Raw genomic sequence first — 22,924 nt, 5'->3', positions numbered from 1 at the left:
AGCTGTGTTCAGGAAGATTCTGATCGCCAATCGCGGCGAAATCGCCTGCCGGGTCATCAAGACTGCCCGCCGGATGGGAGTTGAAACGGTCGCGGTCTATTCCGAGGCCGACCGCGACGCCTTGCATGTCGAGATGGCCGACGAGGCCGTGCTGATCGGCCCGCCCGCCGCGGCCGAGAGCTATCTGGTGATCGAGAAGATCGTGGAGGCCTGCCGCAAGACCGGCGCCGAGGCCGTGCACCCCGGCTACGGCTTCCTCTCCGAGCGTGAGGCATTTCCGCGTGCGCTGGAAGCCGCCGGCATCGTCTTCATCGGCCCGAACCCGGGTGCGATCGCGGCGATGGGCGACAAGATCGAATCCAAGAAGGCAGCTGCGAAGGCCAAGGTCTCGACCGTGCCGGGCTATCTCGGCGTGATCGAGGACGACAAGCACGCGGTCAAGATTTCCGACGAGATCGGTTATCCCGTGATGATCAAGGCGTCCGCCGGCGGCGGCGGCAAGGGCATGCGCATCGCGCATTCGAAGGCGGAGGTCGCCGAAGGTTTCAACCTCGCCAAGGCCGAGGCCAAGGCGTCGTTCGGCGACGACCGCGTCTTCGTCGAAAAGTTCATCGTCGATCCCCGCCATATCGAGATCCAGGTGTTGGGCGACAAGCACGGCAACGTGATCTATCTCGGCGAGCGTGAATGCTCGATCCAGCGCCGCAACCAGAAGGTCATCGAGGAGGCGCCGTCGCCGCTGCTCGACGAAGCCACCCGCCGCAAGATGGGCGAGCAGGCGGTCGCGCTGGCCAAGGCCGTGAACTACGATTCCGCCGGCACCGTCGAATTCGTCGCGGGGCAGGACAAGAGCTTCTATTTCCTGGAGATGAACACGCGCCTGCAGGTCGAGCATCCCGTCACCGAGCTCGTGACCGGCGTGGACCTCGTCGAGCAGATGATCCGCGTCGCGGCCGGCGAGAAGCTCGCATTGGCGCAGAAGGACGTCACGCTGACCGGCTGGGCCGTGGAGTCGCGGCTCTACGCCGAAGACCCGTTCCGCAACTTCCTGCCGTCGATCGGTCGCCTGGTGAAGTACCGTCCGCCCGCCGAAGTCAGCAAGGACGGCATCACCGTGCGCAACGACACCGGTGTGCAGGAAGGCGGCGAGATCTCGATCCATTACGATCCGATGATCGCCAAGCTCGTCACCCACGCGCCCTCGCGCGCGGCGGCGATCGAGGCGCAGGCCACTGCGCTGGATTCGTTCTACGCCGACGGCATCCGTCACAACATTCCGTTCCTGTCCGCGCTGATGCATCATCCGCGCTGGCGCGAGGGCCGGCTGTCGACCGGCTTCATCGCCGAGGAATTCCCCAAGGGCTTCGCCGTGCGCGTGCCCGAAGGCGAGGTCGCGCGCCGCATCGCCGCGGTCGGCGCCGCCATCGATCACGTGCTCGGCGAGCGCAAGCGGCGGATCTCCGGCCAGATGGGCGGGCGCGTCGTGCAGCGCGAGCGCCGCCGCGCGGTGTGGCTCGATCGGCAGGAGATTTTGCTCGAGGTCGCACGCGAGGGAGCCGCCATCGCGATCCGCTTCGTCGACGCCGAGGGCAAGGCCGGCAATTCGCATCTGCTGGTCTCGTCGTGGAAGCCGGGCGATCCGGTCTGGCAAGGCACCATCGACGGCCATGTCGTCGCCGTGCAGGCCCGCCCGATCGCCAACGGCATCCGCCTCGCGCATCAGGGCGTCGAAGTCCCGGTCTATGTCTGGACCGAAGCGGAAGCGACCTCGGCGCGGCTGATGCCGGTGACGACGGCCGCCGATACCGGCAAGAAGCTGCTGTGTCCGATGCCCGGGCTGATCGTCTCGATCGCGGTAACGGAGGGGCAGGAGGTCAAGGCCGGCGAGACGCTCGCGGTCGTCGAAGCCATGAAGATGCAGAACGTGCTGCGCGCCGAGCAAGACGGCGCCGTGAAGAAGATCCACGCCAGTGCCGGTGCGACGCTCGCGGTCGACGCGCTGATTTTGGAGTTTTCCTGAACACCGCAAGAGGCGACCTGAGATGGGCAGCCTGTCTGCAGGAATTCCGGTTACTTCCAGGCAGAAGTCATGTTGGGCAACTCGGCGTCACTTGGGATTAGGTGGACTTGATGAAAACCGAACGGTTGGCATTGGCATCGGGCTTTGCGCCTGCTTCACGCCAGGACTGGCACAAGCTGGTTGATGGCGTGCTAAAGGGAGCGCCGTTCGAAAAGCTGATTGGTAGGACGTACGACGACTTGAGAATCGAGCCGATTTATCTCCGCGCGAAAGACATTGCACTAGTCGACGGGCGGGCACCCGCGGCGCCTTGGCAGATCATACAGCGCATCGATCATCCAGACGCGGTGACGGCCAATAGGCAGGCCCTTCACGATCTGGAGAATGGGGCGACGGGCCTGGCGCTCGTCTTTGCCGGCGCCAACTGCAGCCGCGGGTTCGGTCTCGATCAAACGGCAGGTGCCGTCGCCATAGCTTTAAAGGACGTCCACCTTGATGCCGGCATCGGGATTGAACTTCAAATTGGTACAGACGGGCGTAAGACCGCGATCCATGTTGCGGAATATGTGAAGTCGGTCGGTCTCGATCCTGCCGTCTGCGACATTCGATTTGGGCTCGATCCGCTGGGCGCGTGCGCCCTAAGCGGACGCAGTCCATACACTTGGGAAGAAATCGCACGGAACGTTGCCAGCACGATCAAAGGGCTTGTAACGCTGGGGTTCAAGGGGCCGTTTGCCGCGAGCGACGGGCGTATCGTTCATGACGCCGGCGGCTCAGAAGTGCAGGAGCTTGCCTTTGTGCTCGCCTGCGGCGTGGCATATCTGCACGCTATGGAGGCGGCGCGCATTCCGCTGGATCAAGCGCGAAGTATGATCTATGCGCGACTCACTGCTGACGCCGACCAGTTTTTGACTATGGCTAAATTCCGCGCGTTGCGGCTCCTCTGGGCGCGCATCGAATCGGCGTGCGGTGTGGCGCCGAGGCCGCTGTTCATTGCGGCTGACACGTCCTGGCGCATGTTGACCCGGCGCGATCCCTACGTAAACATGTTGCGCGCTACCTTGGCGACATTCTCTGCGGGAATCGCCGGTGCCAATGCGATCACAGTTCTGCCGCACACGTTGGCGCTCGGCCTTCCAGACTCGTTTGCCCGGCGCGTGGCCCGCAACACGCAGCTTCTGCTGCTGGAGGAAAGCAATCTTGCCAAGGTTAGCGATCCTGCCGCAGGTGCTGGCGGCATTGAGGCGCTAACAACGGAGCTTTGCGACGCGGCCTGGAGGAGTTTTCAAGAGACTGAAAATGCGGGCGGCATTTTTGCCGCTCTACAGCAAGGAACGCTTCAGGCGAAGATCACAGCTACACGCACAGCGCGCCGTGCAAATCTCGCGAAACGCAGCGACCCGCTGACCGGAGTGAGCGAGTTCGCAAACCTTGGCGAAGGCGCAGCGGAGGTACTAAGCGTAAGACCGATGGCTCTTCCGCCTAGCTTTGATCAGAAATTCGTATTCGACGCACTGCCGCCGATCCGGCTTGCGGAACCCTTCGAATCGCTCCGCGATAAGTCCGATGCGATATTGAAGCTACTCGGCGCGCGGCCGCGAGTGTTTCTTGCTAATCTCGGCACACCGACCGACTTTACGGCCCGCGCGACATTCGCCAAGAGCTTCTTCGAAGCGGGAGGAATTGAGGCTATCGACGGCGCCGGCTTCGCCGACCCAGCCGAGCTTGCCCTCGCATTCACGGGATCTGGTGCCGAACTTGCCTGCCTTTGCTCCAGCGATAAGATCTATGCGGAGCGCGCCGAAATCTCCGCCCACGCGCTTCAGCAAGTCGGAGCTAGGCACATCTATTTGGCGGGACTTCCCTCTCAATCCGAGGCCGCGTTTCGGCGGGCTGGCATCTGCAGCTTTATTCACGTCAGTTGCGACGCCTTGGCAACGCTAAATGCCGCTTACAACCGGATCCAAAACCCGAAGGTTTCCGGATAATCGACAATCGAACGCGAACACTCAGATGTCATCCATCAGCGTTATCCCGAATTTTGCAAGTATTGCTTTCGAAAGGTGCTTGGTCGCCGCTTCTTCTGTTTCCGTCGATCCGTGGGTGACTCCGGAGGGCATTCCGGTCAAGTCAGCATACGGAGAAGCAGATATCGCCGGGCTCGATTTCCTTGAGACCTGGCCAGGCATCGCGCCGTTCCTGCGCGGTCCCTACCCGACCATGTATGTCAACCAGCCCTGGACGGTCAGGCAATATGCCGGCTTCTCCACGGCGGAGGATTCCAACGCGTTCTACCGCCGCAACCTCGCCGCCGGGCAGAAGGGTCTCTCGGTCGCCTTCGACCTCGCCACCCATCGCGGCTATGACTCTGATCATCCGCGGGTCGGCGGCGATGTCGGCATGGCCGGCGTTGCGATCGATTCCATCTACGACATGCGCACGCTGTTCGCGGGCATCCCGCTCGACCAGATGAGCGTGTCCATGACCATGAACGGCGCGGTGCTGCCGATCCTGGCGCTCTATGTCGCGGCTGCCGAGGAACAGGGCGTTCCGCCGGAAAAACTCTCGGGCACCATTCAGAACGACATTCTGAAAGAGTTCATGGTGCGCAACACCTACATCTATCCGCCCGCGCCCTCGATGCGGATCATCTCGGACATCTTCGCCTACACCTCGCAGAGGATGCCGAAATACAACTCCATTTCCATCTCCGGCTATCACATGCAGGAGGCCGGCGCGACGCAGGACCTCGAACTCGCCTATACGCTTGCCGACGGCGTCGAATATCTGCGCGCCGGCCTGGCCGCCGGTCTCGATGTCGATCGTTTCGCGCCGCGGCTGTCGTTCTTCTGGGCGATCGGCATGAACTTCTTCATGGAAGTCGCCAAGCTGCGCGCCGCACGCCTGCTCTGGGCGAAGCTGCTCAAGCCGTTCAATCCGAAGGACCCGCGCTCGCTGTCGCTGCGCACGCATAGCCAGACCTCGGGCTGGTCGCTGACCGCGCAGGACGTCTTCAACAACGTGATGCGGACCACGGTCGAGGCGATGGCGGCGACGCAAGGCCACACCCAGTCGCTGCACACCAATGCGCTCGACGAGGCGCTGGCGCTTCCGACCGATTTCTCGGCGCGCATCGCCCGCAACACCCAGCTTTTCCTGCAACAGGAGAGCGGCACCACCCGCATCATCGATCCCTGGGGCGGCTCTTATTATGTCGAGCGGCTCACGCGTGACCTCGCCGCGAAGGCCTGGGGCCACATCCAGGAGGTCGAGGAGCTCGGCGGCATGGCCAAGGCTATCGAGGCCGGCGTGCCGAAATTGCGCATCGAGGAGGCCTCGGCCAAGACGCAAGCCCGCATCGATGCCGGCAAGCAGGCGGTGATCGGCGTCAACAAGTACAAGCCGACGGATGAGACTCCGATCGACATCTTGAAGGTCGACAACAGCAATGTCCGCCGCTTGCAGATCGACAAGCTGACGCGGCTGAAATCCGAGCGCAACCAGAAGGACGTCGACGCCGCGCTTGCCGCGATCACGCATTCGGCCGGCGAGGGCAACGGCAACCTGCTCGCGCTCGCCATTGATGCTGCGCGGGCCAAGGCGACCGTCGGCGAGATTTCGGACGCGATGGAGAAGGTGTTCGGCCGGCACCGCGCCGAGATCAAGTCGATCACCGGCGTCTACAAGCGGGAGGCGTCCAGCATGGGCAATCAGGTCGAGAAGGTTCAGGCGCTGATCGACGCCTTCGAGGAGGCGGAAGGCCGCCGCCCGCGCATCCTCGTCGCCAAGATCGGCCAGGACGGCCACGACCGCGGTCAGAAGGTGATTGCGTCCGCCTTCGCCGACATCGGCTTCGACGTCGACATCGGACCGCTGTTCGCCACCGCCGACGAAGCGGCGCGGCAGGCCGTCGAGAACGACGTGCACATTCTCGGCGTCTCCTCGCTCGCCGCCGCGCATCTGACCGCCGTGCCGGAGCTGAAAGCCGCGCTGAAGAAGCAGGGCCGCGACGACATCATGATCATTGTCGGTGGCGTGGTGCCGCCGCAGGATTACGATGCGCTCTACGCGGCCGGTGCCGAGGCGATCTTCCCGCCCGGGACGGTGATCGCCGATGCCGCGGATCAACTGATCCAGAAGCTCAATGCTCGGCTCGGGCACAGTGAGGCGGCAAATAGTAAGCGCCACGGCAGATAGTAACGGCGTATCGGTCCAGATTGAAAGCTCAAAGCCGGGGCGTCGAACTTACGAATTGATCCTGCAGTCCGCAGGCAGAGTGCCGAACAGCGCATATCTGGGCTTGGAGAAGATTGGTGTAAGATGCGACGCAAAGGTTTCGTTGCAGTCAATAGGCAAATGCGGACGAATTTGCCCCATATTTTCGCGATCGGCGATGTCGCGGGTAACCCGATGCTCGCCCGTAAGGCGGTTCACGAGGGGCATGTCGCGGCAGAAGCGGCTGCCGGGCTCAAGAGCTTATTTGACGCGAAAATCGTCCCGAACGTCGCCTACACTGATCCTGAGGTGGCCTGGGTTGGCATCATGGAACATGAAGCGGCCTCCTCAGGCAGGCACGTTAGATCCGCGAAGTTTCCGTGGGCTGCCTCGGGCAGAGCGATCGCCTCGGGCGCGTCTTATGGCATGACCAAGCTGATCATCGACCAAGAGACGCACCGCATCATCGGCGGTGTGATCGTTGGCCCGCACGCTGGCGACATGATTGGAGAAATCTGCCCGGCGATCGAGATGGGCGCCGATGCAATTGATCTCAGCAAGACCATCCATCCGCATCCGACGTTCGGAGAGACAATAGGCCTGGCTGGCGAATTGTATGAAGGTGTTTGCACGGATGTGTTGCCGGGTCCGAAGAGACCGACCAAGCGGGCGAGCCACTAGAAATCCAAAAACCTGAGCCGGCTCAGGTGCCTCGCTGCCGATTGTTCATAGGGGACCCGAATATGGCGGGAAGTTCTCGCAGGGAAGTAAAGGTACCTTTGAGCGTTCAAGAGGAGGAATTTGCCGCGGCATGTCGAGACTTCGTTCTGGAGAGGAAACCTGATCTCGCGGCATCCATCGTCATTGTACACAACCAGCTCAGGATTGTGAACGATCCGCATGTTCGGCTCGCGTTTGTAGAACTTGGTCTTGCCAGATTGGTACGAGTTCTACATCTCGCAATCGAGGGCAAGGCGATTGCGCTCAAAAGAGTGCCAAGACTCCTGTTCGACCTGGCGAGCTATAGAAGGAAGATACTCCGCGCGCTAGGTAGGGACGATTGAGGACGGCCCCTCGGGTTACTAGCACGATTCATTCAACGCGCAGATTAGAGGAATAGATACTCATCGACGCAACGAGGACCGGCAGTCATCCCTTGGCAGGAGATTCGGATCTCTGAATTGCAAAGGCGGGTACGGCGGTGCGGGCAATGCGAGATCGGAGCCGGGCGATGAAATGAACTACCGGACGCGCGGAGCCTGGTGATCGGGACCTTCCAAGTCTCGCGCGCGCTCTTTGTCGTGCTGTCGAAATCGTACGACCCGTCAAATGCCGGAAACGGTGCGGAGAGGTGCCGACTTCAGCACAAAATGCGGTCTGACATGTACGATAGTATTGCTGCTGGAGGTCGTTCGTTGGGTTTCTGCGATCGAATTCCGCATTCGGCGTCTGCGAAAGATTTGCGATCTTTCGTTTTCCTCCCTCTACTCGGCCCGGCGCGATCGCCGGGCCCTTTTTCTCGGCTGCTGACGATATCTAGTGCCGCTCGAAGCCGGTTGATCAGCGTCGTATGATCTTCTTCAAGATTTCGGTGAGCGCTCGAAATTCATCTTGGGTCAGCGGAGCGAATGTCTCGCCGGAAATCTCGCCAATAGTTTCAATCGCTGCGTCCGCTATCCGTCTTCCCTTCTCGGTCAAATCTATCTCGCGTCGCCGCGGATCCAGAGGGTCTTTGGAACTCTTGATGAGGCCGCGAGATTTCAGGCGATTGATAACGCCGGTGATGGTCGCCGAATCATAATGAATTAGCCGTCCTAAGTGGTTTTGCGAGCAAGGACCTACCTCCTTCAATTTCGCTAGCGTCGAGAATTGGGGCCCCGTTAATTCTTCAATCATCTTAGCGGCAAAGATGGACGTGTGAGTACGGAGCGCGACTCGCAACAAAAAGCCCGGTGCGTCATCCAGCCGGTACGAATCTATAGCTTCTTTCACTTTCCCGGCCGCGCGCGGCTTTGTCTTGGGTTGCACCACTTTTTGCTTCCTTGCCGTAGGTTGCCTCAGTTCAAGAAATCCAGGCTTTTAGCTCCGAAGGTCTTCGGTGCCGGCCGATTGTCTACATTTCCCGACCTGGGAAATCCATCTTTGTTCGACTTCGTCCTGTTTAATGCGATTTGCTTCGTTGAGAGCCCCGGCAGTGGCCGCCTTCGTTGCGTCCGTCGTTGGCATTTGGAAATCCGCTCCGCCTAAGAGGCAAACCATTCTCGCAAGCGCTCGGTTAGACCGATTCGCTCGGCTTGCCTCGGATCACGGGAAGAAATCAACTCAGCGCTTGTAGACGAGTGTAGCGCTTGCATACGAGTGGTAAATGTCGTAGTGTCCTGAGATTGCTCCCGGGGCCTTTTGCTTCTCGCCTTACGGAGCGGCGCACCAAAGTACTGTCGGATTTGCGTATGTCGGCGATTGACAACATGAGTTCCGTTCGACCCGACCTGATTGAAAAGGTCACGGGACGCGCTGAGTACGTTACCGACCTGACGGTTCCGGGGATGCTGCACGGCTTTGTGGTTCGCTCGCCGGCCATTCATGCCCGCATCGTTTCGATTGATACGAGCGCCGCACGATCGATGGGCGGCGTCGTGGACGTGCTCATCGGCGAAGATGTCGCTTCGTTCGGTTGCTGGGGTGTTGTGCTCAAGGACCGGCCGATTATCGCTACCGACCGTGTGCGATATGTGGGCGAACCCGTCGCCGTGGTGATCGCGGAGACAATCGAGATTGCGGAAAACGCCGCAGAACTAGTCGATGTCGAATACGACGAGCTTCCGCGCGCAACGACCATCCAGGAAGCCCTGGCGGAAGATGCGCCGCTCATCCACGAGCGCCACGAAAACCTCGAAGACTTTTACTTCAGGGGTGGGGCACGGCCGACCGAGAGCAGCAACGTATTCCATACTTACCGGAGCAACGTCGGGGACGTCGACGCTGCGGAGGCGGCCGCGGCTTTTATCCACGAAGACCATTTCACCTTCCCGGCCATTTCTCACTTCGCTATGGAGCCGCATGCGGTCATTGCTGATTTCCAGGGCGGTTCCCTCACGGTCTGGGCGGGCGCACAAACGCCGAGCGCTGTTCAGAAGGTGCTCTCGCGCCTCTTCGGACTGCAGTTGGCCAAGGTCCGGGTGATCGTTCCATTTGTCGGCGGAGGGTTTGGCGGCAAGGCCTCGGTGAAGATCGAGCCTTTGGTTGCCGCTGCTTCGTGGAAGGTGCAACGCCCAGTCCGCGTTGCCCAATCCATAGTTGAATCGATGCTCACGTGTCGAAGGTTGGGCGCCGACATTACGATTCGAACCGCCGTGGACGCTGAGGGACGGATTCTCGCCAACAGCGCCAAACTGCTGCTCGATGGCGGGGCATATTCCGACACAGGCTCGGCCGTCGCCACTAAAGCGGCAAATCGCATCATGGGCCCCTACGCGGTGCCCAATCTGCGTCTCGAGGCCTGCGCGGTCTACACGAACACCGTTCCAGGTGCGGCATTCCGCTCGATCGGGGGACCGCAAGCTGTTTGGGCCAAGGAATCGCACATGGATAATGTCGCCGCGGCAATCGGCATGGATCCGGCGGAGTTTCGGTTGCTGAATTTGGCGTCCCGCGGTGAGCGCATCCGCCCCGATTTGCGGGCGCTCGATATGGATATGAGCGAGCTGATAGGCCGGGTGACCCAGTCGTTCGCATCGGAGGTGAAGGCCTCCAACCGGCAGGCGTGCGGACTGGCAGTCGCCGCAACCGATCCGGCCAATACGCCGATCAGCAACGCGATCGTACGTCTTAAGATCGATGGGTCGATCCTAGTTTCGGTCTCCAGCATTGAAGTCGGCCAGGGCGCGCACGCGGCCATGGCGCGCATCGCGTCGCAGACCTTGAAGCAGCCGGCCTCCGCGGTAACCGTCTTGCGCACCGATACGGCCGTCGCCCCTTACGACTGGGGCACAGGCGCAAGCCGATCGACCGTGGTCGTCGGCCTTTCCGTCGAGAATGCCGCAATCGACGCAGCCGATCAGATCCTCGAAATGGTTGCTGATGTTTGGGAGCTTCCCCGGGAGAACCTGTCGTTTGTTGAGGGGGGTGTCTCTACCGGATCAGAGATTCTCACTTTCCATCAGATTTTTCACCGCACGCTGGGTGTCGACTCGGGAGAGGTCATCGGCCGCGGCGCGATTACGCCGCGCTCGAAGAAGGGCGCCCTGGCCGAGTCCCCTCTGTTCTGGGAGACTTCCGCGGGCCTTGCTGAAATCGTTGTCGATGAAGGCACCGGCGAGATCCGTGTCCCCCGATATGCCAGCGCCGCTGACGTCGGCCGCGTGATCAATCGCGTCGCCGCGGAAGGGCAGGATGAGGGGGCTGCCGTCATGGGTCTCGGACACGCGCTTTATGAAGTGTTGGAGTTCGAGGATGGGCAGCCGATCAACGCGACGCCTATCGATTATTGGATCCCGCGCATCTCTGACGTCCCCGCCGTGTTTGACACCATTCTTGTCGAAAACGGCGACGGTCCTGGCCCAGGCGGCGCCAAGGGTATGGGCGAGGGAGCAATCCTTCCCGTTGCGCCAGCAATCGCCAACGCACTGTTCTCCACCTACGGCATTCGGATCACCGATCTGCCGATGACGCCAGAAAAAGTGTGGCGAGCCCTGCAGAAGAGGAACTGAATTCATGGAATTCAATATGTCGATGGTAGTGCCAGCGACGCCGGCTGAGCTTTGGAGCACGCTGCTCGACGTCCCTCGCATATCGAGCTGCATCCCCGGCTGCGAAAACGTCGAGGAAATCGAGCGGCTTGCGACTTACAAAGCGACGGTCAAACAGAAGATCGGTCCTTTCAAGGTCGAAGTCCCGGCCGAGATCCTTGTCGAGGCGGTGACGGAGCCGTCTCACGTCCGCACCCGCGCCACGGGACGAGACAAACTCACCGGGACAAGGCTCGCCGTTATCCTCGACGTGTCTGTGACGCCGGAAGGCGCGGGGTCTACATTCGCTGTCGACGCGAAGGTCGACGTGCAAGGCCGCCTCGCAACTATGGGGTTCGGCGTCATCAAGCGTCGCGTCGATCAGAATTTCGAGGAGTTCGAGAGGCGGCTCAGAGAAATGTTGGGCGCGGCCTGATCATGTTGCCTTCACCTTTTGTATTCGCGAGACCTTCGACGATCGTCGACGCCGTGCGTGCGGTCGGGGAAACCGACGATGGCATGTTCTACTCCGGCGGAACCGAACTGTTGCTGGCAATGAAGATGCGTGTCATCCATACGGACCGGCTTATCGACATCAAGGGAATCCCCGGGCTTGACCGCATTGTCCTGAACGATGCGAATGACATCGAAATTGGTGCGCGCTGTACGCACAACAAGATCGCCAGTGATCCTGTTATCCGCGAGTACGTGCCAGCGCTGTCCTCGCTCAGTGCAAACGTCGCGAACATCAGGGTCCGCAGCGTCGGAACGATCGGAGGAAATCTGTGCTTCGGAGAGGCTCACGCCGATCCGCCGACTATGCTCGCGGCCTTGGGAGCACGGCTGGTGCTTAATTGCCCCAGCGGTACGCGTGTCGTAAACGCCGACGATTTCATCCGGAGCGAACTGGAAACGGTGCGGGCGCCGGACGAGCTACTAACGGTCATTGCGTTTCCCCGCCCTACCGGACCAGTGACCTATCGGCGGTTCAAGCATGGCGAGAGGCCCTCGGTGAACGTCGCGATGGCCTGGTCGCTGGGCGTCGGCGGAAGGACGATCACAAGCGCACGTGTGCGGGTCGGAGCGCTAGGTTCGCGACCTCAGCCCTTGAAGGCTGTTGAAGACGCCCTCAAGGGCATATGCGTCGCCGAAGTTCGCCCGGCTATTGAGGCGGTGCTCCCGACGGCGCTGGATGAGCTTGAAGTCAATGGAGATAGGCATGGTGGGGCCGACTATAAGCGCCACCTTGCAGGTGTTTTACTTCTGCGAAACGCCGAAGAGGCAATCGCAGCAGGCGGGAGCGCATGAAATGACACATGTGCTGCCGATTTCGTTCTCGCTGAACGGCCAAGCGATCGCGATCGACGTTCCTGCCCATACGCTATTGATCGACCTGATCCGGGATCGCCTTGGCCTGAAGGGGACAAAGCGCTCCTGTGACATGGAGGTGTGCGGCGCCTGCACCGTTCTGCTCGACGGTGAGCCGATATCAAGTTGCACCACGCTTGCCGTCGATGTCGATCAGCGGGAGGTCACGACGATCGAGGGCGTAACGCCGCCCGAGGGCCTATCGCGGATTCAGAAGGCGTTCGTGCTTCACGGCGGCCTTCAGTGCGGCTTCTGCACGCCGGGCTTCATTATGGCTGTCACAGCGTTGCTGAAGGCGACGCCGCACCCGACTGACGAAGAAATCCGTCACTACCTGTACGGCAACCTCTGCCGCTGCACCGGATACACCAAAATTTTCGAGGCCGTAAGGAGCCTTGCCGCCGAGCAAGTCTCCGAAGACGCCGCCTAGCCCGTCGCAAGATAGCGCAATGTCGTTTGGAGATATCATGACTCTTGAACAGGTCAGTAAATCGAGTGTCCTCATTGCCGGCGCCGGCATCGGCGGCTTGGCGATGGCGCTTTCGCTGCTTCGTCGCGGCATCGATTGTGACGTATTTGAGCAAGCGTCCGAGTTGCGCGAGGTCGGAGCCGGCCTTTGGATCTCCATGAACGGCGTGCGCGTTCTTCGGGATCTCGGCCTCACCGAACAGGTCGAGCAGAACTGCATCGCAGCCGAGCGACGCTCGATCCGGCTCTGGAACACCGGTGATAGGTGGCCCCTCTACAACCGCAGCTCCGACGCGGCGCGCAATCAGCCCTATCTGCTGCTCCGTGCTCACCTGCTGAAGATTCTCGTCGACGGCGTGCGCGAGTTGAAGCCGGGCGCCATTCATCTGAGCGCCCGCGTTGTCGGGTTCAGTCAAGACGACGAAGGGGTTCGGGCCAAGCTTGCTGACGGCTCCGAAGTCGAAGGGCGCGCGCTGATCGGCGCTGACGGTGCGCATTCGAAGGTCCGTCTTGGCCTCATCGGCAACATCGAGAGCGAGTACACGAAGGCCATCGCCTGGCGTGGTCTCGTGCCCGTCGACCGCCTTGCGCCGCATCAGCGCGAACCCGAGGTGGCAACCTGGATCGGACCCACCGCTCATGTCACTGCCTATCCGGTCCGTTGGCAGAACACCGTCATGATGACCTTTTCGGGCCAGGTCGATCATGACGACTGGCTCCTCGAATCCTGGTCGGAGAAGGGTTCTGTCGAGGAATGCCTGAAGGACTTCGAGGGCTGGCATCCGGACATCATCGAACTGGTCAAGAATGTGGATACCCTGAACAAGTGGGGACTGTTCGTGCGGCCGTCGCTGGGTACGTGGTCGAAGGGATGCGTCACCCTGCTCGGCGACGCCTGCCATTCGATGCTGCCGTACCTCGGGCAGGGCGTGAACATGGCCCTGGAGGATGCATCCGTCCTCGCCCGTTGCTTCGAGGAGAATCCCGATGACCTCGCGGCGGTATTCAAGACGTATCAGGGCCTGCGGCTCGATCGCACCACCAAGGTCGCAAAGTCGGCGGCCGGCATGCTGCCGATCTTTCATAACCAGGCGCTGTGCAAGCCGGAGACGGCGGGTGACTACATCAAGACCCAGTGGGCACCGGACGCGACGGCTGCGCGATACGATTGGATCTACCAGTACGACGCGGCCACCGCGCCGCTTCACTGACATGCTCACGATTGTGACCTCTGGAGCGCAACAGTGACTGACACCAGGCAACCCTGGGACGACGTGATACCGCTGGAGGAGCGCGAAACCTATGCCCTCGCAGGGCTGGGTGGTGCGGCGGGATTCGGCAGACGACCGGCATTGCTGGTCATCGACGTGCAGTATCGTTCGGTCGGCGACCGGCCGATGCCGATCCGCGACGCGATCAAGCAATACCCCACCAGTTGCGGCGAGGCCGGTTGGCATGCGATCGCACACATCGCCGAATTGGTGCGGTTGTTTCGCGAGAAAGAACGGCCGGTGATCTTCCCGCATGTCGCGCGGAAGGTAGGCCAGGACCAGGGCGCGTTCTCCGCGAAGATCCCGGGTATCATGCGGATCCCGTCCGAGGGCTACGACTTCGTCCGAGAGGTGGCTCCGCAGCCCGGCGAGTTGCTGCTGCCAAAAACTCAGGCAAGCGCGTTCTTCGGCACTCCGCTTGCGACCTATCTGATCGGTGCCGGCGTCGACTCGCTGGTGGTGACCGGCTGCACGACCAGCGGCTGCGTGCGGGCCTCCGTCGTGGATGCGTGCGCGCTGAACTTCAAATCAATTGTGCCGAGCGATGCGGTCTACGACCGCTCGCCCACGTCCCACGCCGTCAACCTGTTCGATATCGCCAGCAAATACGCGGATGTCATGCCGACGCAGGTCGCCATCGAGCGGCTTCGCGCGCTGTCGGATGACCACACAAAGGATCAGCAGACGTGAGCGGCGCCGCGGCATCCGGATTGCTTTACGGCGCCAATGTGCACGCCAACGGCATTCGGCAGCATTATTTGCGGTTCGGCGGGGCCGGGCCGGCGATCATCATTGTCCCTGGCATCTCGACGACTGCGGCGCAATGGGCCTTCATCGCAGAACGCCTGTGCTCCGGACACGACGTTTTCGTGCTCGATGTCCGCGGTCGCGGCCTTTCCGAAAGCGGCCCGCATCTCAATTATTCGCTCGACGCATACGCATCCGACCTCATCGGGTTCGCTGAAGCGCTTGGAATGGGCCTTTATACGCTGCTGGGCCACTCGATGGGCGGCCGCATCGGAATCCGCGCCGCGCGTTGGCGGCCATCGTCCATGGAGCAACTGATACTGGTCGATCCGCCGGTCTCCGGTCCCGGACGCCGCGCCTATCCGATTCCGGTCGAACCGCTTCTTAAATTGCTTCAAAGCGCGAAGCGCGGAGAAGCTGACGCGGCGCTGCGAAGCCCCTCTGCTCCGCGCTGGCCCGAGCAGCACATTCGCACCCGGGCCGAGTGGATGCATACCTGCGACGAGCGTGCGCTCGTCGAGAGCCACAAGGGCTTTCATCACGACGACATTCATCGCGACCTCGCCCATCTCGGCGTTCCCACCGCATTGATCGTCGCCGGGCGGGGAGGGGTCATTCGACCCGAAGATGAAGCGGAAATTCGCGGATTGCTGCCGTCGATCGCGATCAGGACGCTGGAAAGCGCGGGTCACCAAATGCAGATCGACGATACCGAGGGCTTCCTTTCGATCGTCGAAGAGCTTCTAGCGCGACCACGCGATCGGTTCGAAGGCCGCGTGTCTAAGTGCGGCAAACAGGAGATCAGTGAAGATGCCCCGACAAATCGTTGATGTTGAAATGCTCGAGCTCTTCAAGGCCGAGCTGACACTCTGCAAGGTGACGAAGGGCGAAGTCGTTGCGGTCCTGAGCGGCGGCGAGGATCAGCAGGAATACGCCCAGGCCTTCATGCTGGCCGCGCAGAGCCTCGGCGCAACGACATTTCATCTCAACGTGCCCAAATACGGCCAGGGCAAGGTCGCGGGCCTGCAGGGCCGGCATGCGCTCACGGGCAACCAGCCGGCGATTGATACGCTCAAGCGCGTGGACATGGTGATCGATCTCCTGGGGTTGCTGTTCTCTCGCGAGCAAGCCGAAATTCAGGAAGCGGGCACGCGCATCTTGCGCGTGATGGAGCCGTTCCACATCCTCAAGAAGATGTTCCCGACCGAAGATCTGCGCCGGCGAACGGAGCTTTCTCGAACCCTCCTCCAGTCGGCCAGCAAAATGCGGATCACGTCGCCCGGCGGAACGGACGTAACTTATGGCCTGAAGCAATACCCGGTCATTTCCGAATACGGATACACGGATGAGCCCGGGCGCTGGGATCATTTCCCGTCAGGCTTTGCCTTCACTCAGGCGACTGATGGCGAGGTCAACGGCACGGTCGTGCTGATGCCCGGTGACATCCTCTGCGCGTTCAAGCGTTACATCCAGTCGCCGGTCACGCTGACCGTGAAGGACGGTTATATCGTCGACCTCAAGGGCGAGGGCACCGACGCGCTCCTCATCAAAAGCTATATCGACAGTTTCGGCGATCCGCGCGGCTGGGCGATCTCGCATATCGGCTGGGGATCGAACGAGCGTGCCACCTGGCACCACATCGCCGCCTCCCAGGAGCTCGCGTCGGAGCACATCATGAATGCGCTTTCCTTCTACGGGAACGTCCTGTTCTCGACGGGGCCGAACACGGAGCTCGGCGGTACGAATGACACGCCGTGTCATTTGGATATCCCGCTTCGCGGCTGCAGCCTGTGGCTCGACGATATCCACATCCTCGACAAGGGCGACTTTGCTTATCCGGAATTGAGAGCGCCGGGCCGCTAGGCCCCCGCGCATCAAAATCGGTGCCCGGAGCCGCATTTGCGACTCCCAACGACGCAGAAAGCGTTTCGATAACGACCATCAATTGTCCAGTTCTCTCAACGGGAAGCGCACCACATGTCTACGGCGATCGGAACTTCGGAAGATTACACGGCGAGGCAACGGTATTCGATTATGATCTCGGCGATGCTGGGCTACATTCTCGACTTCTACGACGTTCTGATCTTTCCGTTTCTTTTGCCCGCGATCCAACGGTCGATGTCGCTATCGTTGGCCGAGGTCGGTTCACTGCAGGCTCTGACATTGTTTGGGTCGGCCATTGGCGGCGCGCTGTTTGGGATCGTTGGTGATCGACTTGGCCGAAAGACCTCGCTTCAACTCACAATCGCGCTGTTCTCGGTTGCCGCGATCATTTCGGCCTTCGCATGGAATTACTGGTCGCTTGCCGTGCTGCGGTTGATCACGGGCATCGGTCTTGGCGGCGAGTATGGCGTAGGCATGGTGCTCTTCAACGAGGCCTGGAAAAGGAGCAGCCGAGGTTTGGGCGCGGCCGCGCTCCAAGGCTGTGCCGTGATCGCGTCATCCACGGCTTCAATCGTTGGCATCTGGCTGATTGCGACGTTCAGCGACGAGTGGAGCTGGCGCATCGGCCTACTGAGTGGCGGTGTGCCCATCCTGCTGATCATCTTCATTCGTTTCTTTATGCCTGAATCCAAGATCTGGCTGGAGTATGAGGCGCAACGCAAGGCCGGTCAGGTCACCGCAGAAGCCCGCACACTTCCCCTTGCGGATCTCTTCCGCAATGGGCTGGCACGGCAGACCGTCATCGCCTTCGTATGGCTGATGAGCTACATGCTCTGCTACTACAGCGTAGTCTCCTTTATTCCGACACTGCTGCTGCGCGATATGCATACGCCAGGTGATGTCGTTCGCACGACAGCCGTTCTGCTCTCGGTGGTCAGCGGCATTTGCTACCTCGCGAACGGCTTTTTCAACGACAGGGCTGGCCGCCGCTTCGGAGCCCTCGTGCCCGCGCTGTTCTGGGTCGGGTCTTTGGTCGGTATGGCTGTGTGGGGGAGCCAGCTCTACGTAGGATCGAAGACTGAGTGGCCGATGTTCTGGCTCTACATCGGCTTCGGCATTGGCAACGTCGCGCTGGGTGTGACGGGCGTCTGGATCTCGGAACTCTATCCGGTCAACCTGCGTGCGACAGCGGTGTCTACATTCTATATGGGAGGTCGCGGGCTCGGCAGCATAGCCCCTGTGATCGTGCCACTTGCGGCCGCCCATTTCGGCGGAAGCCTTCTCAACGGCATGGTTGCGGTGGCCCTTCCCGCTGCGGCCGTCTTCATTCTCGCCTCTCTTTTGCTGCCCGAGACCCTCGGCCGGGATTTGTCCGCGAAGGGCTTCAAGGTCGACACGGAAACGGAGGCCACGATGAAGGCTGCGTCGGTGTCGAGCGTTTGACGCTGGTGGAAGGGCTTGACCGGCGAGATGAGGGTTGTCGACCTGCTCATCTCGTCGATGCATGCGCACTGGAAAGGAGCTGGCACTCCGTCATCCGATCCTGGTCAACTTGGCGCAAGTGTTGGCCGACTTGTAGCGGCTGTAACGAAACCTAAACAGATCACTTGTATACAAGCAATAATCTATGCGCCTGAGCCCGCCGGGCAGTTGCCTTGGAGACGTTCCTTGAAACCACTCAATAACCTGCCGATCACTCCCAAGATCAGCATTCTAGTTGCGATCTCAATGCTGGGCCTCTTCTCAGCTGGATTGCTTGCGGGCTATTTGATGCAGAAGGAAATGATCAATTCGCGTGTCGAACAGACCCGCGCCATCGTCGAGATCGCCAAGAACTTTGCATTAGGCTTGCAGAAGCAAGTCGAGGCAGGCCAACTCACCAAAGAGGCTGCAATTGCTGAATTCTCCCGCCGTGCTCAGACGATGACGTATGACAAGGGCGCGGGCTATATTTTCGCAAATACGATGGAAGGTGTCGCGGTCGCCTCTCAGGATCCAAAGACAATTGGGGTCAATCGTCTTGACGGCAAGACCAACGGACGTGCGCTGATCCGCGAACTGCGGGACGGCGTGGCGGCGAACGGCGATGTCGTGCTGCGTTACGAGTTTATGAGGCCCGGCGAAAAGGAGCCGATCAGGAAGCTGTCCTACGCGGTAGGCATTCCCGGATGGGACATGTTCGTCGGTTCCGGCGCGTATCTGGATGATCTTGATGCCAAGCTGCAACCGATCATGTGGTCGCTCGGGGGTGCCATCATCGTGATCGGACTGGTCTCGGGTGTCATCGCCTGGTTCCTCGGCCGCAGCATCACTAAACCGTTGGCAGTACTTGGCACGTGCATGAGGCGGCTCGCTGACGGCGAACTCGAACAGGACATTCCAGGTGTAGGTCGGAAAGATGAGATCGGCGCAATGGCCGCGACCGTCCAAGTGTTCAAGGAAAGCGCGATTCGCATTCGGGGGCTGGAGCAGATCGCGGCCGAAGCTCAACGACGCACGGCTGCCGAGCGCCGTGCCACCTTGGAGAGCATTGCGAATGATTTTGAGCTAAGCGTCGATGGCATCGTTCGTGCGGTCGCCGCTTCAGCCGCCGATATGCAGGGCACAGCGGATATTATGACGACGACCGCCAGCGATGCTAGTCTGCGCGCGTCCACCGTCGACGCTGCGTCAGAAAAAGCGTCCGGGAACGTCGAAATGGTAGCCGCCGCCGCCGAAGAATTATCTGCGTCGGTAAGGGAGATATCGCAACAGGTGTTGCAGTCGACCGAGGTCGCGCGCCAAGCTGTTGGTGACGCTGAGCGCACAAACGCTACGGTGCAGGTCTTGGCAAGCGGAGCCGAAAAGATCGGCGAAGTCGTCCAGCTCATCCATAGTATCGCCACGCAGACCAATCTCCTGGCCCTAAACGCGACGATCGAAGCGGCGCGTGCCGGCGACGCCGGACGCGGATTTGCTGTCGTGGCAGCCGAGGTTAAAGCGCTTGCCAATCAGACGGCAAAGGCAACGGAGGAGATCTCCGCGCAGATCGAGACTATGCAGGCAACCACAAACGACGCAGTTCTCGCCATTAACGGAATTACGCAAACGATCGCCAGGATGAGTGACATCACGCTGAGCATTTCCTCCGCGGTCGAGGAGCAGAGTGCTGCGACAAGCGAAATTGCGCGCAACATCCAGTCCGTTGCCGCGGGTTCCAGCGAAATCAGAGGCCATATAGGCAGCGTCAGCACCGCAGCGGCCGCCACCGGTACAGCAGCCGGCGACGTTCTCACTAACGCGCGCGGGTTGGAGAATCAGTCGGATATGCTGCGTACGGCGGTAGACCAATTTCTGACCAAAATGCGAGCCGCCTGACCGGACGTTCCTGCCAGCGGCGCATCGCTCGTAGGCACTTGAGACGTCCGCGCCCAACGCGAGGCAACTCCGCCTTTCACATGGCGGTTGGGTGGAAGTTCTTACGTGATGATCACGCGACCATTAGACGTTTTGATGCGTTGGGTCGCCATTTTTAAGAGATATGTTTCTTTTTCCCTGTCGAGGTTGACAGTTTTATCTCGTGCTCCACAGGAATGCCCGGTTGCAGGTGCCATCCCGCCCCAACGGGTCGCGGTCTCAAGAACGTCGCAACGAATTGGTGAAACGACCGTGAACAAAGCGTGACGGAAAGGCCTATTGCTACCAGTGAAATCAATAGCTTAGAGGATGGCCACCGCGTTCGAGAGGCGGGGGCTCGGTCAGATCGCAACTTGAACCGAATGTCGGTATCGGTGGTTGCGCCTCCTCGATTTGAACTACCATTCGACAAGTTTCTGAGTTTTGGTCGGAGATGTCGACCGACCAGCAGCGCATCGAGTTCGACACTGGTGCGGCGATCGAGGAAACCGAGCGGCTCATCCTGATGCTCGCGCTCGGCGGCATGGCACTTGGTATTGTGCTGGCGCTGACCTTGGGCAACGGCATTTCGCGCCCGATGATCGCGATGTGCAGGGCGATACGTGAGCTTGCCTCCGGCAATTTCGACGTCGTGCTGCCAGGTCTCGGCCGCAAGGATGAGATCGGCGAAATGGCCAGAGCGGTCGAGGAGTTCAAGCTGCAGGCAGTTGCGAAAGCCGAGCGCAATGCGGCCGCCGGCGAAGCCCAGAACAGAAGGGCCAGCGCAGCGCGCCGCGCCGAACTGATCCGTTTCGCCAACGATTTCGAGACCGTGGTCGGCGCCATCGTCGCCAATGTCTCGGCTTCCGCCATACAACTTGAATCCGCAGCGTCCACCCTGACTCGCACCGCGGAAACGGCGCAGATCTTGTCAAGCCAGGTCGCCGGCCTCTCCCAGCAGGCCTCCTCCACCATGCAATCGGTCGCGACTGCGACCGAGGAGTTGTCGGCCTCGGTCGACGAGATCGGCCGCCAAACCCGGATTCCAGCAGGATCGCGGAGGCTGCCGTCGTGCAGGCTAAGTAGACCGACGACCGCATCGGCAAATTGTCGCGCGCCGCCCAGCGGATCGGCGATGTCGTGAAACTGATCACCGCGATTGTCGAGCAGACCAATCTGCTCGCGCTTAACGCTACGATCGAGGCGGCGCGCGCGGGCGATACCGGCCGTGGCTTTGTGTTTGTTGCAAGCGAGGTGAAGTCGTTGGCGAGCCAGACCGAAGGCGACCGACGAGATATCGTCGCACATTGCCCACATGCAGGGCGCAACTCCGGAATCGGTCGCGGCGATTAAGGAGATCGGCCACCATTGAGCAGATCTCGACGATCGCGACCTCGATCGCGGTCGAGCAGCAGGGCGCCGCCACCCAGGAGATCGCTCGCAGCGTACAAAGCGTCGCGCAGGGCACGCTGACCGCGGCCACCGATATCGGCCAGGTCAACCAAGGTGCCGCCGAGACCGGCTCGGCTTCGGAAGAGGTGCTGAACTCGGCCAAGACACTGTCGAGCGAAAGCACCCGTCTGCGAACCGAACTCGACCGCTTAATGGCAAACATCCGCGAGGCGTAACGTAGACGCAATTGAGGCATGCGTTGGGAGGAAATGGAAGAGTTGACCCCAACAGTTCAGTGGGCCTGGTGCGATGGGGAAACGGCCGAATTCACGTGAGGAGGCCCGCGCACCTACGTGACATGGCCGTGGGCGGCGCTGCCGGCGTGTAAAAATCTGGGCTTTGAATTTGATAGCGATGGTCATGCGGGATGATGCAGAACTGGATGAAGCAGTGCTTACAGCCGCGAAGACGGACTTTGTGATACGCTGAATGGGTGACGCACTCCGCCGCTGGTGCTTTAGCGGCATTTTCCGCGATACCATTGCGCAAGATCGGTACCTAGAAGGGCAATAGATCGCGGTAGTAATATTGAACGTCGCTCTTCTTATTCGCGCCAAAGGCGTTCGAAAGTCTGCAGCCAATGTATGCCGCATTGATATCGTTCAGCGAGATACTCGCGCTCCTCGGCACATTTACGCCCCAACTCGAGGAGAAGGCGAGCCCGCCCGGAATGATCAGCGCGACGTGCCCCGTCGGGCCGTTCGACTGCCAGGCGGCGACGACCGGATTACTGTCGGCCGCGCGCATTGCAGCAGTGTCGTTTGCTTCCTGTTGATCGCCTGACCCAATTGCCTTCCAGTGGGAGAAGACACCTTGGGAAAGCCGATCGGCCAGTTCGTTTGCGGTAAAGTACCCGTCGCCATTTTTGAAATCGGAAAAGTTCCAGACAGTTTCCAGGGATTTTCCGACAAACCAATTACAGGCAGTGGCGTCTCTCAACTTGTACTCTGTCGGGTCCGAGGTGTCGATGCATTGAAAAAGCGTCGCGAGCTTGCTTTCAAGCGCTTGGTTGATAAGGCTTGCATTCCAAAGCGACTGTTCGCTGGTTTCGCAGGTCGTCGGCGCTCCGTACACCTGGGTGACCCCGCAACAAGCCAAAATGATCCAAAGAAATTTCCGAAGCATGCAATTTGCTCCAAATAGAAACACCGGCCGCTGCCGGCAAAGCGGAAGTGACAAATCGGAAGAGATCTGGTCCGTCTCGCAGCCCCTGTCGTTCTGCTTCACGGTCTCGACGCTCGCTTCCCCAAGACCTGACGGCCTCTTGAATTTAATCGGTCATTTTCAACCCAGAATAGTGAGCTTCGGTTCTCTGTCAACATTCAACAGGAAGTTGTGGACAATTGTTTGCAGTGATGCGGGCGCCGAGACTCGACGACGATCTTCAACCTAAACTT

The 22,924-nt window shown here is 60.6% G+C and carries 16 protein-coding genes and 1 pseudogene; 15 read left to right on the top strand and 2 right to left on the bottom strand.

All coding sequences use genetic code 11. The features are described from left to right. The first annotated feature begins 4 nt into the window (after window positions 1–4). From L6639_RS19870 to L6639_RS19855, 4 genes are all read left to right on the top strand, one after another. Complete coding sequence (locus L6639_RS19870; RefSeq protein WP_237863293.1) at window positions 5–2,020, top strand: acetyl-CoA carboxylase biotin carboxylase subunit; 2,016 nt, start codon at window positions 5–7, stop codon at window positions 2,018–2,020. A 110-nt stretch (window positions 2,021–2,130) separates the two neighbouring features. After that, complete coding sequence (locus L6639_RS19865) at window positions 2,131–4,008, top strand: methylmalonyl-CoA mutase family protein (protein WP_237863292.1); 1,878 nt, start codon at window positions 2,131–2,133, stop codon at window positions 4,006–4,008. A 34-nt stretch (window positions 4,009–4,042) separates the two neighbouring features. Beyond that, on the top strand, window positions 4,043–6,217 hold the full coding sequence (gene scpA / locus L6639_RS19860) for a methylmalonyl-CoA mutase (protein WP_237863365.1): 2,175 nt from the start codon (window positions 4,043–4,045) through the stop codon (window positions 6,215–6,217). A 159-nt stretch (window positions 6,218–6,376) separates the two neighbouring features. Beyond that, window positions 6,377–6,916, top strand: a complete 540-nt coding sequence (locus L6639_RS19855; RefSeq protein ID WP_338076547.1) for a hypothetical protein — start codon at window positions 6,377–6,379, stop codon at window positions 6,914–6,916. 879 nt (window positions 6,917–7,795) lie between these two features. Here L6639_RS19855 and L6639_RS19850 read toward each other — a convergent pair. Beyond that, window positions 7,796–8,266, bottom strand: a complete 471-nt coding sequence (locus L6639_RS19850; protein ID WP_038944656.1) for a MarR family winged helix-turn-helix transcriptional regulator — start codon at window positions 8,264–8,266, stop codon at window positions 7,796–7,798. A 419-nt stretch (window positions 8,267–8,685) separates the two neighbouring features. On the opposite strand from L6639_RS19850, the gene L6639_RS19845 reads away from it, so the two are divergent. The 11 genes and pseudogenes from L6639_RS19845 to L6639_RS43070 form a co-directional block, all read left to right on the top strand. Beyond that, window positions 8,686–10,944, top strand: a complete 2,259-nt coding sequence (locus L6639_RS19845; protein ID WP_237863291.1) for a xanthine dehydrogenase family protein molybdopterin-binding subunit — start codon at window positions 8,686–8,688, stop codon at window positions 10,942–10,944. Between the two features lie 4 nt (window positions 10,945–10,948). Next, entirely contained in the window at window positions 10,949–11,398 is a 450-nt protein-coding gene (locus L6639_RS19840) for an SRPBCC family protein (protein ID WP_195787510.1), read from the top strand. A gap of 2 nt (window positions 11,399–11,400) precedes the next feature. After that, on the top strand, window positions 11,401–12,270 hold the full coding sequence (locus tag L6639_RS19835) for an FAD binding domain-containing protein (RefSeq protein WP_237863290.1): 870 nt from the start codon (window positions 11,401–11,403) through the stop codon (window positions 12,268–12,270). A 1-nt stretch (window position 12,271) separates the two neighbouring features. Then, on the top strand, window positions 12,272–12,760 hold the full coding sequence (locus L6639_RS19830; RefSeq protein ID WP_092215498.1) for a (2Fe-2S)-binding protein: 489 nt from the start codon (window positions 12,272–12,274) through the stop codon (window positions 12,758–12,760). Window positions 12,761–12,797: 37 nt separating this feature from the next. Continuing rightward, on the top strand, window positions 12,798–14,009 hold the full coding sequence (locus tag L6639_RS19825; RefSeq protein WP_237863289.1) for an FAD-dependent monooxygenase: 1,212 nt from the start codon (window positions 12,798–12,800) through the stop codon (window positions 14,007–14,009). A 63-nt stretch (window positions 14,010–14,072) separates the two neighbouring features. Further along, window positions 14,073–14,759 (top strand): isochorismatase family protein, encoded by a 687-nt coding sequence (locus L6639_RS19820; RefSeq protein ID WP_237863288.1) that lies wholly within the window; start codon window positions 14,073–14,075, stop codon window positions 14,757–14,759. Next, the gene (locus L6639_RS19815) at window positions 14,756–15,646 is read left to right on the top strand and encodes an alpha/beta fold hydrolase (protein WP_237863287.1); all 891 of its coding nucleotides are present in this window, start codon (window positions 14,756–14,758) and stop codon (window positions 15,644–15,646) included. The genes L6639_RS19820 and L6639_RS19815 overlap by 4 nt, the downstream gene beginning before the upstream one ends. After that, the gene (locus tag L6639_RS19810) at window positions 15,627–16,679 is read left to right on the top strand and encodes a 2,5-dihydroxypyridine 5,6-dioxygenase NicX family protein (protein WP_237863286.1); all 1,053 of its coding nucleotides are present in this window, start codon (window positions 15,627–15,629) and stop codon (window positions 16,677–16,679) included. Before L6639_RS19815 ends, L6639_RS19810 begins: the two co-directional genes overlap by 20 nt. 114 nt (window positions 16,680–16,793) lie before the next feature. Next, on the top strand, window positions 16,794–18,143 hold the full coding sequence (locus L6639_RS19805; protein WP_237863285.1) for an MFS transporter: 1,350 nt from the start codon (window positions 16,794–16,796) through the stop codon (window positions 18,141–18,143). Window positions 18,144–18,428: 285 nt separating this feature from the next. Then, window positions 18,429–20,057 (top strand): methyl-accepting chemotaxis protein, encoded by a 1,629-nt coding sequence (locus tag L6639_RS19800; RefSeq protein WP_237863364.1) that lies wholly within the window; start codon window positions 18,429–18,431, stop codon window positions 20,055–20,057. Window positions 20,058–20,532: 475 nt separating this feature from the next. Continuing rightward, window positions 20,533–21,703, top strand: a pseudogene (locus L6639_RS43070) (methyl-accepting chemotaxis protein); the annotation flags it as partial. Between the two features lie 322 nt (window positions 21,704–22,025). On the opposite strand, the gene L6639_RS19780 reads toward L6639_RS43070, so the two are convergent. Next, window positions 22,026–22,652 carry a hypothetical protein gene (locus tag L6639_RS19780; protein ID WP_237863283.1) on the bottom strand — a complete coding sequence of 209 codons (627 nt, stop codon included), beginning with the start codon at window positions 22,650–22,652 and terminating at the stop codon, window positions 22,026–22,028. Window positions 22,653–22,924: the final 272 nt, after the last annotated feature.

Origin of the sequence: Bradyrhizobium zhengyangense, assembly GCF_022012555.1 — a bacterium.
In the GTDB taxonomy this organism is placed as follows: domain Bacteria; phylum Pseudomonadota; class Alphaproteobacteria; order Rhizobiales; family Xanthobacteraceae; genus Bradyrhizobium; species Bradyrhizobium zhengyangense.
The sequence above is the reverse complement of the archived record's forward strand: the minus strand, read 5'-3'. Positions and strand labels throughout refer to the sequence as shown.

Excerpts from the sequence above, each read along its gene's own strand:
- L6639_RS19810 (WP_237863286.1), top strand. The coding sequence starts at position 15,627 with ATGCCCCGACAAATCGTTGATGTTGAAATGCTCGAGCTCTTCAAGGCC.
- L6639_RS19845 (WP_237863291.1), top strand. The coding sequence starts at position 8,686 with ATGTCGGCGATTGACAACATGAGTTCCGTTCGACCCGACCTGATTGAA.
- L6639_RS19830 (WP_092215498.1), top strand. The coding sequence starts at position 12,272 with ATGACACATGTGCTGCCGATTTCGTTCTCGCTGAACGGCCAAGCGATC.
- L6639_RS19865 (WP_237863292.1), top strand. The coding sequence starts at position 2,131 with ATGAAAACCGAACGGTTGGCATTGGCATCGGGCTTTGCGCCTGCTTCA.
- L6639_RS19835 (WP_237863290.1), top strand. The coding sequence starts at position 11,401 with ATGTTGCCTTCACCTTTTGTATTCGCGAGACCTTCGACGATCGTCGAC.
- L6639_RS19780 (WP_237863283.1), bottom strand. The coding sequence starts at position 22,652 with ATGCTTCGGAAATTTCTTTGGATCATTTTGGCTTGTTGCGGGGTCACC.
- L6639_RS19825 (WP_237863289.1), top strand. The coding sequence starts at position 12,798 with ATGACTCTTGAACAGGTCAGTAAATCGAGTGTCCTCATTGCCGGCGCC.
- L6639_RS19805 (WP_237863285.1), top strand. The coding sequence starts at position 16,794 with ATGTCTACGGCGATCGGAACTTCGGAAGATTACACGGCGAGGCAACGG.
- L6639_RS19855 (WP_338076547.1), top strand. The coding sequence starts at position 6,377 with ATGCGGACGAATTTGCCCCATATTTTCGCGATCGGCGATGTCGCGGGT.
- L6639_RS19800 (WP_237863364.1), top strand. The coding sequence starts at position 18,429 with ATGCTGGGCCTCTTCTCAGCTGGATTGCTTGCGGGCTATTTGATGCAG.
- L6639_RS19840 (WP_195787510.1), top strand. The coding sequence starts at position 10,949 with ATGGAATTCAATATGTCGATGGTAGTGCCAGCGACGCCGGCTGAGCTT.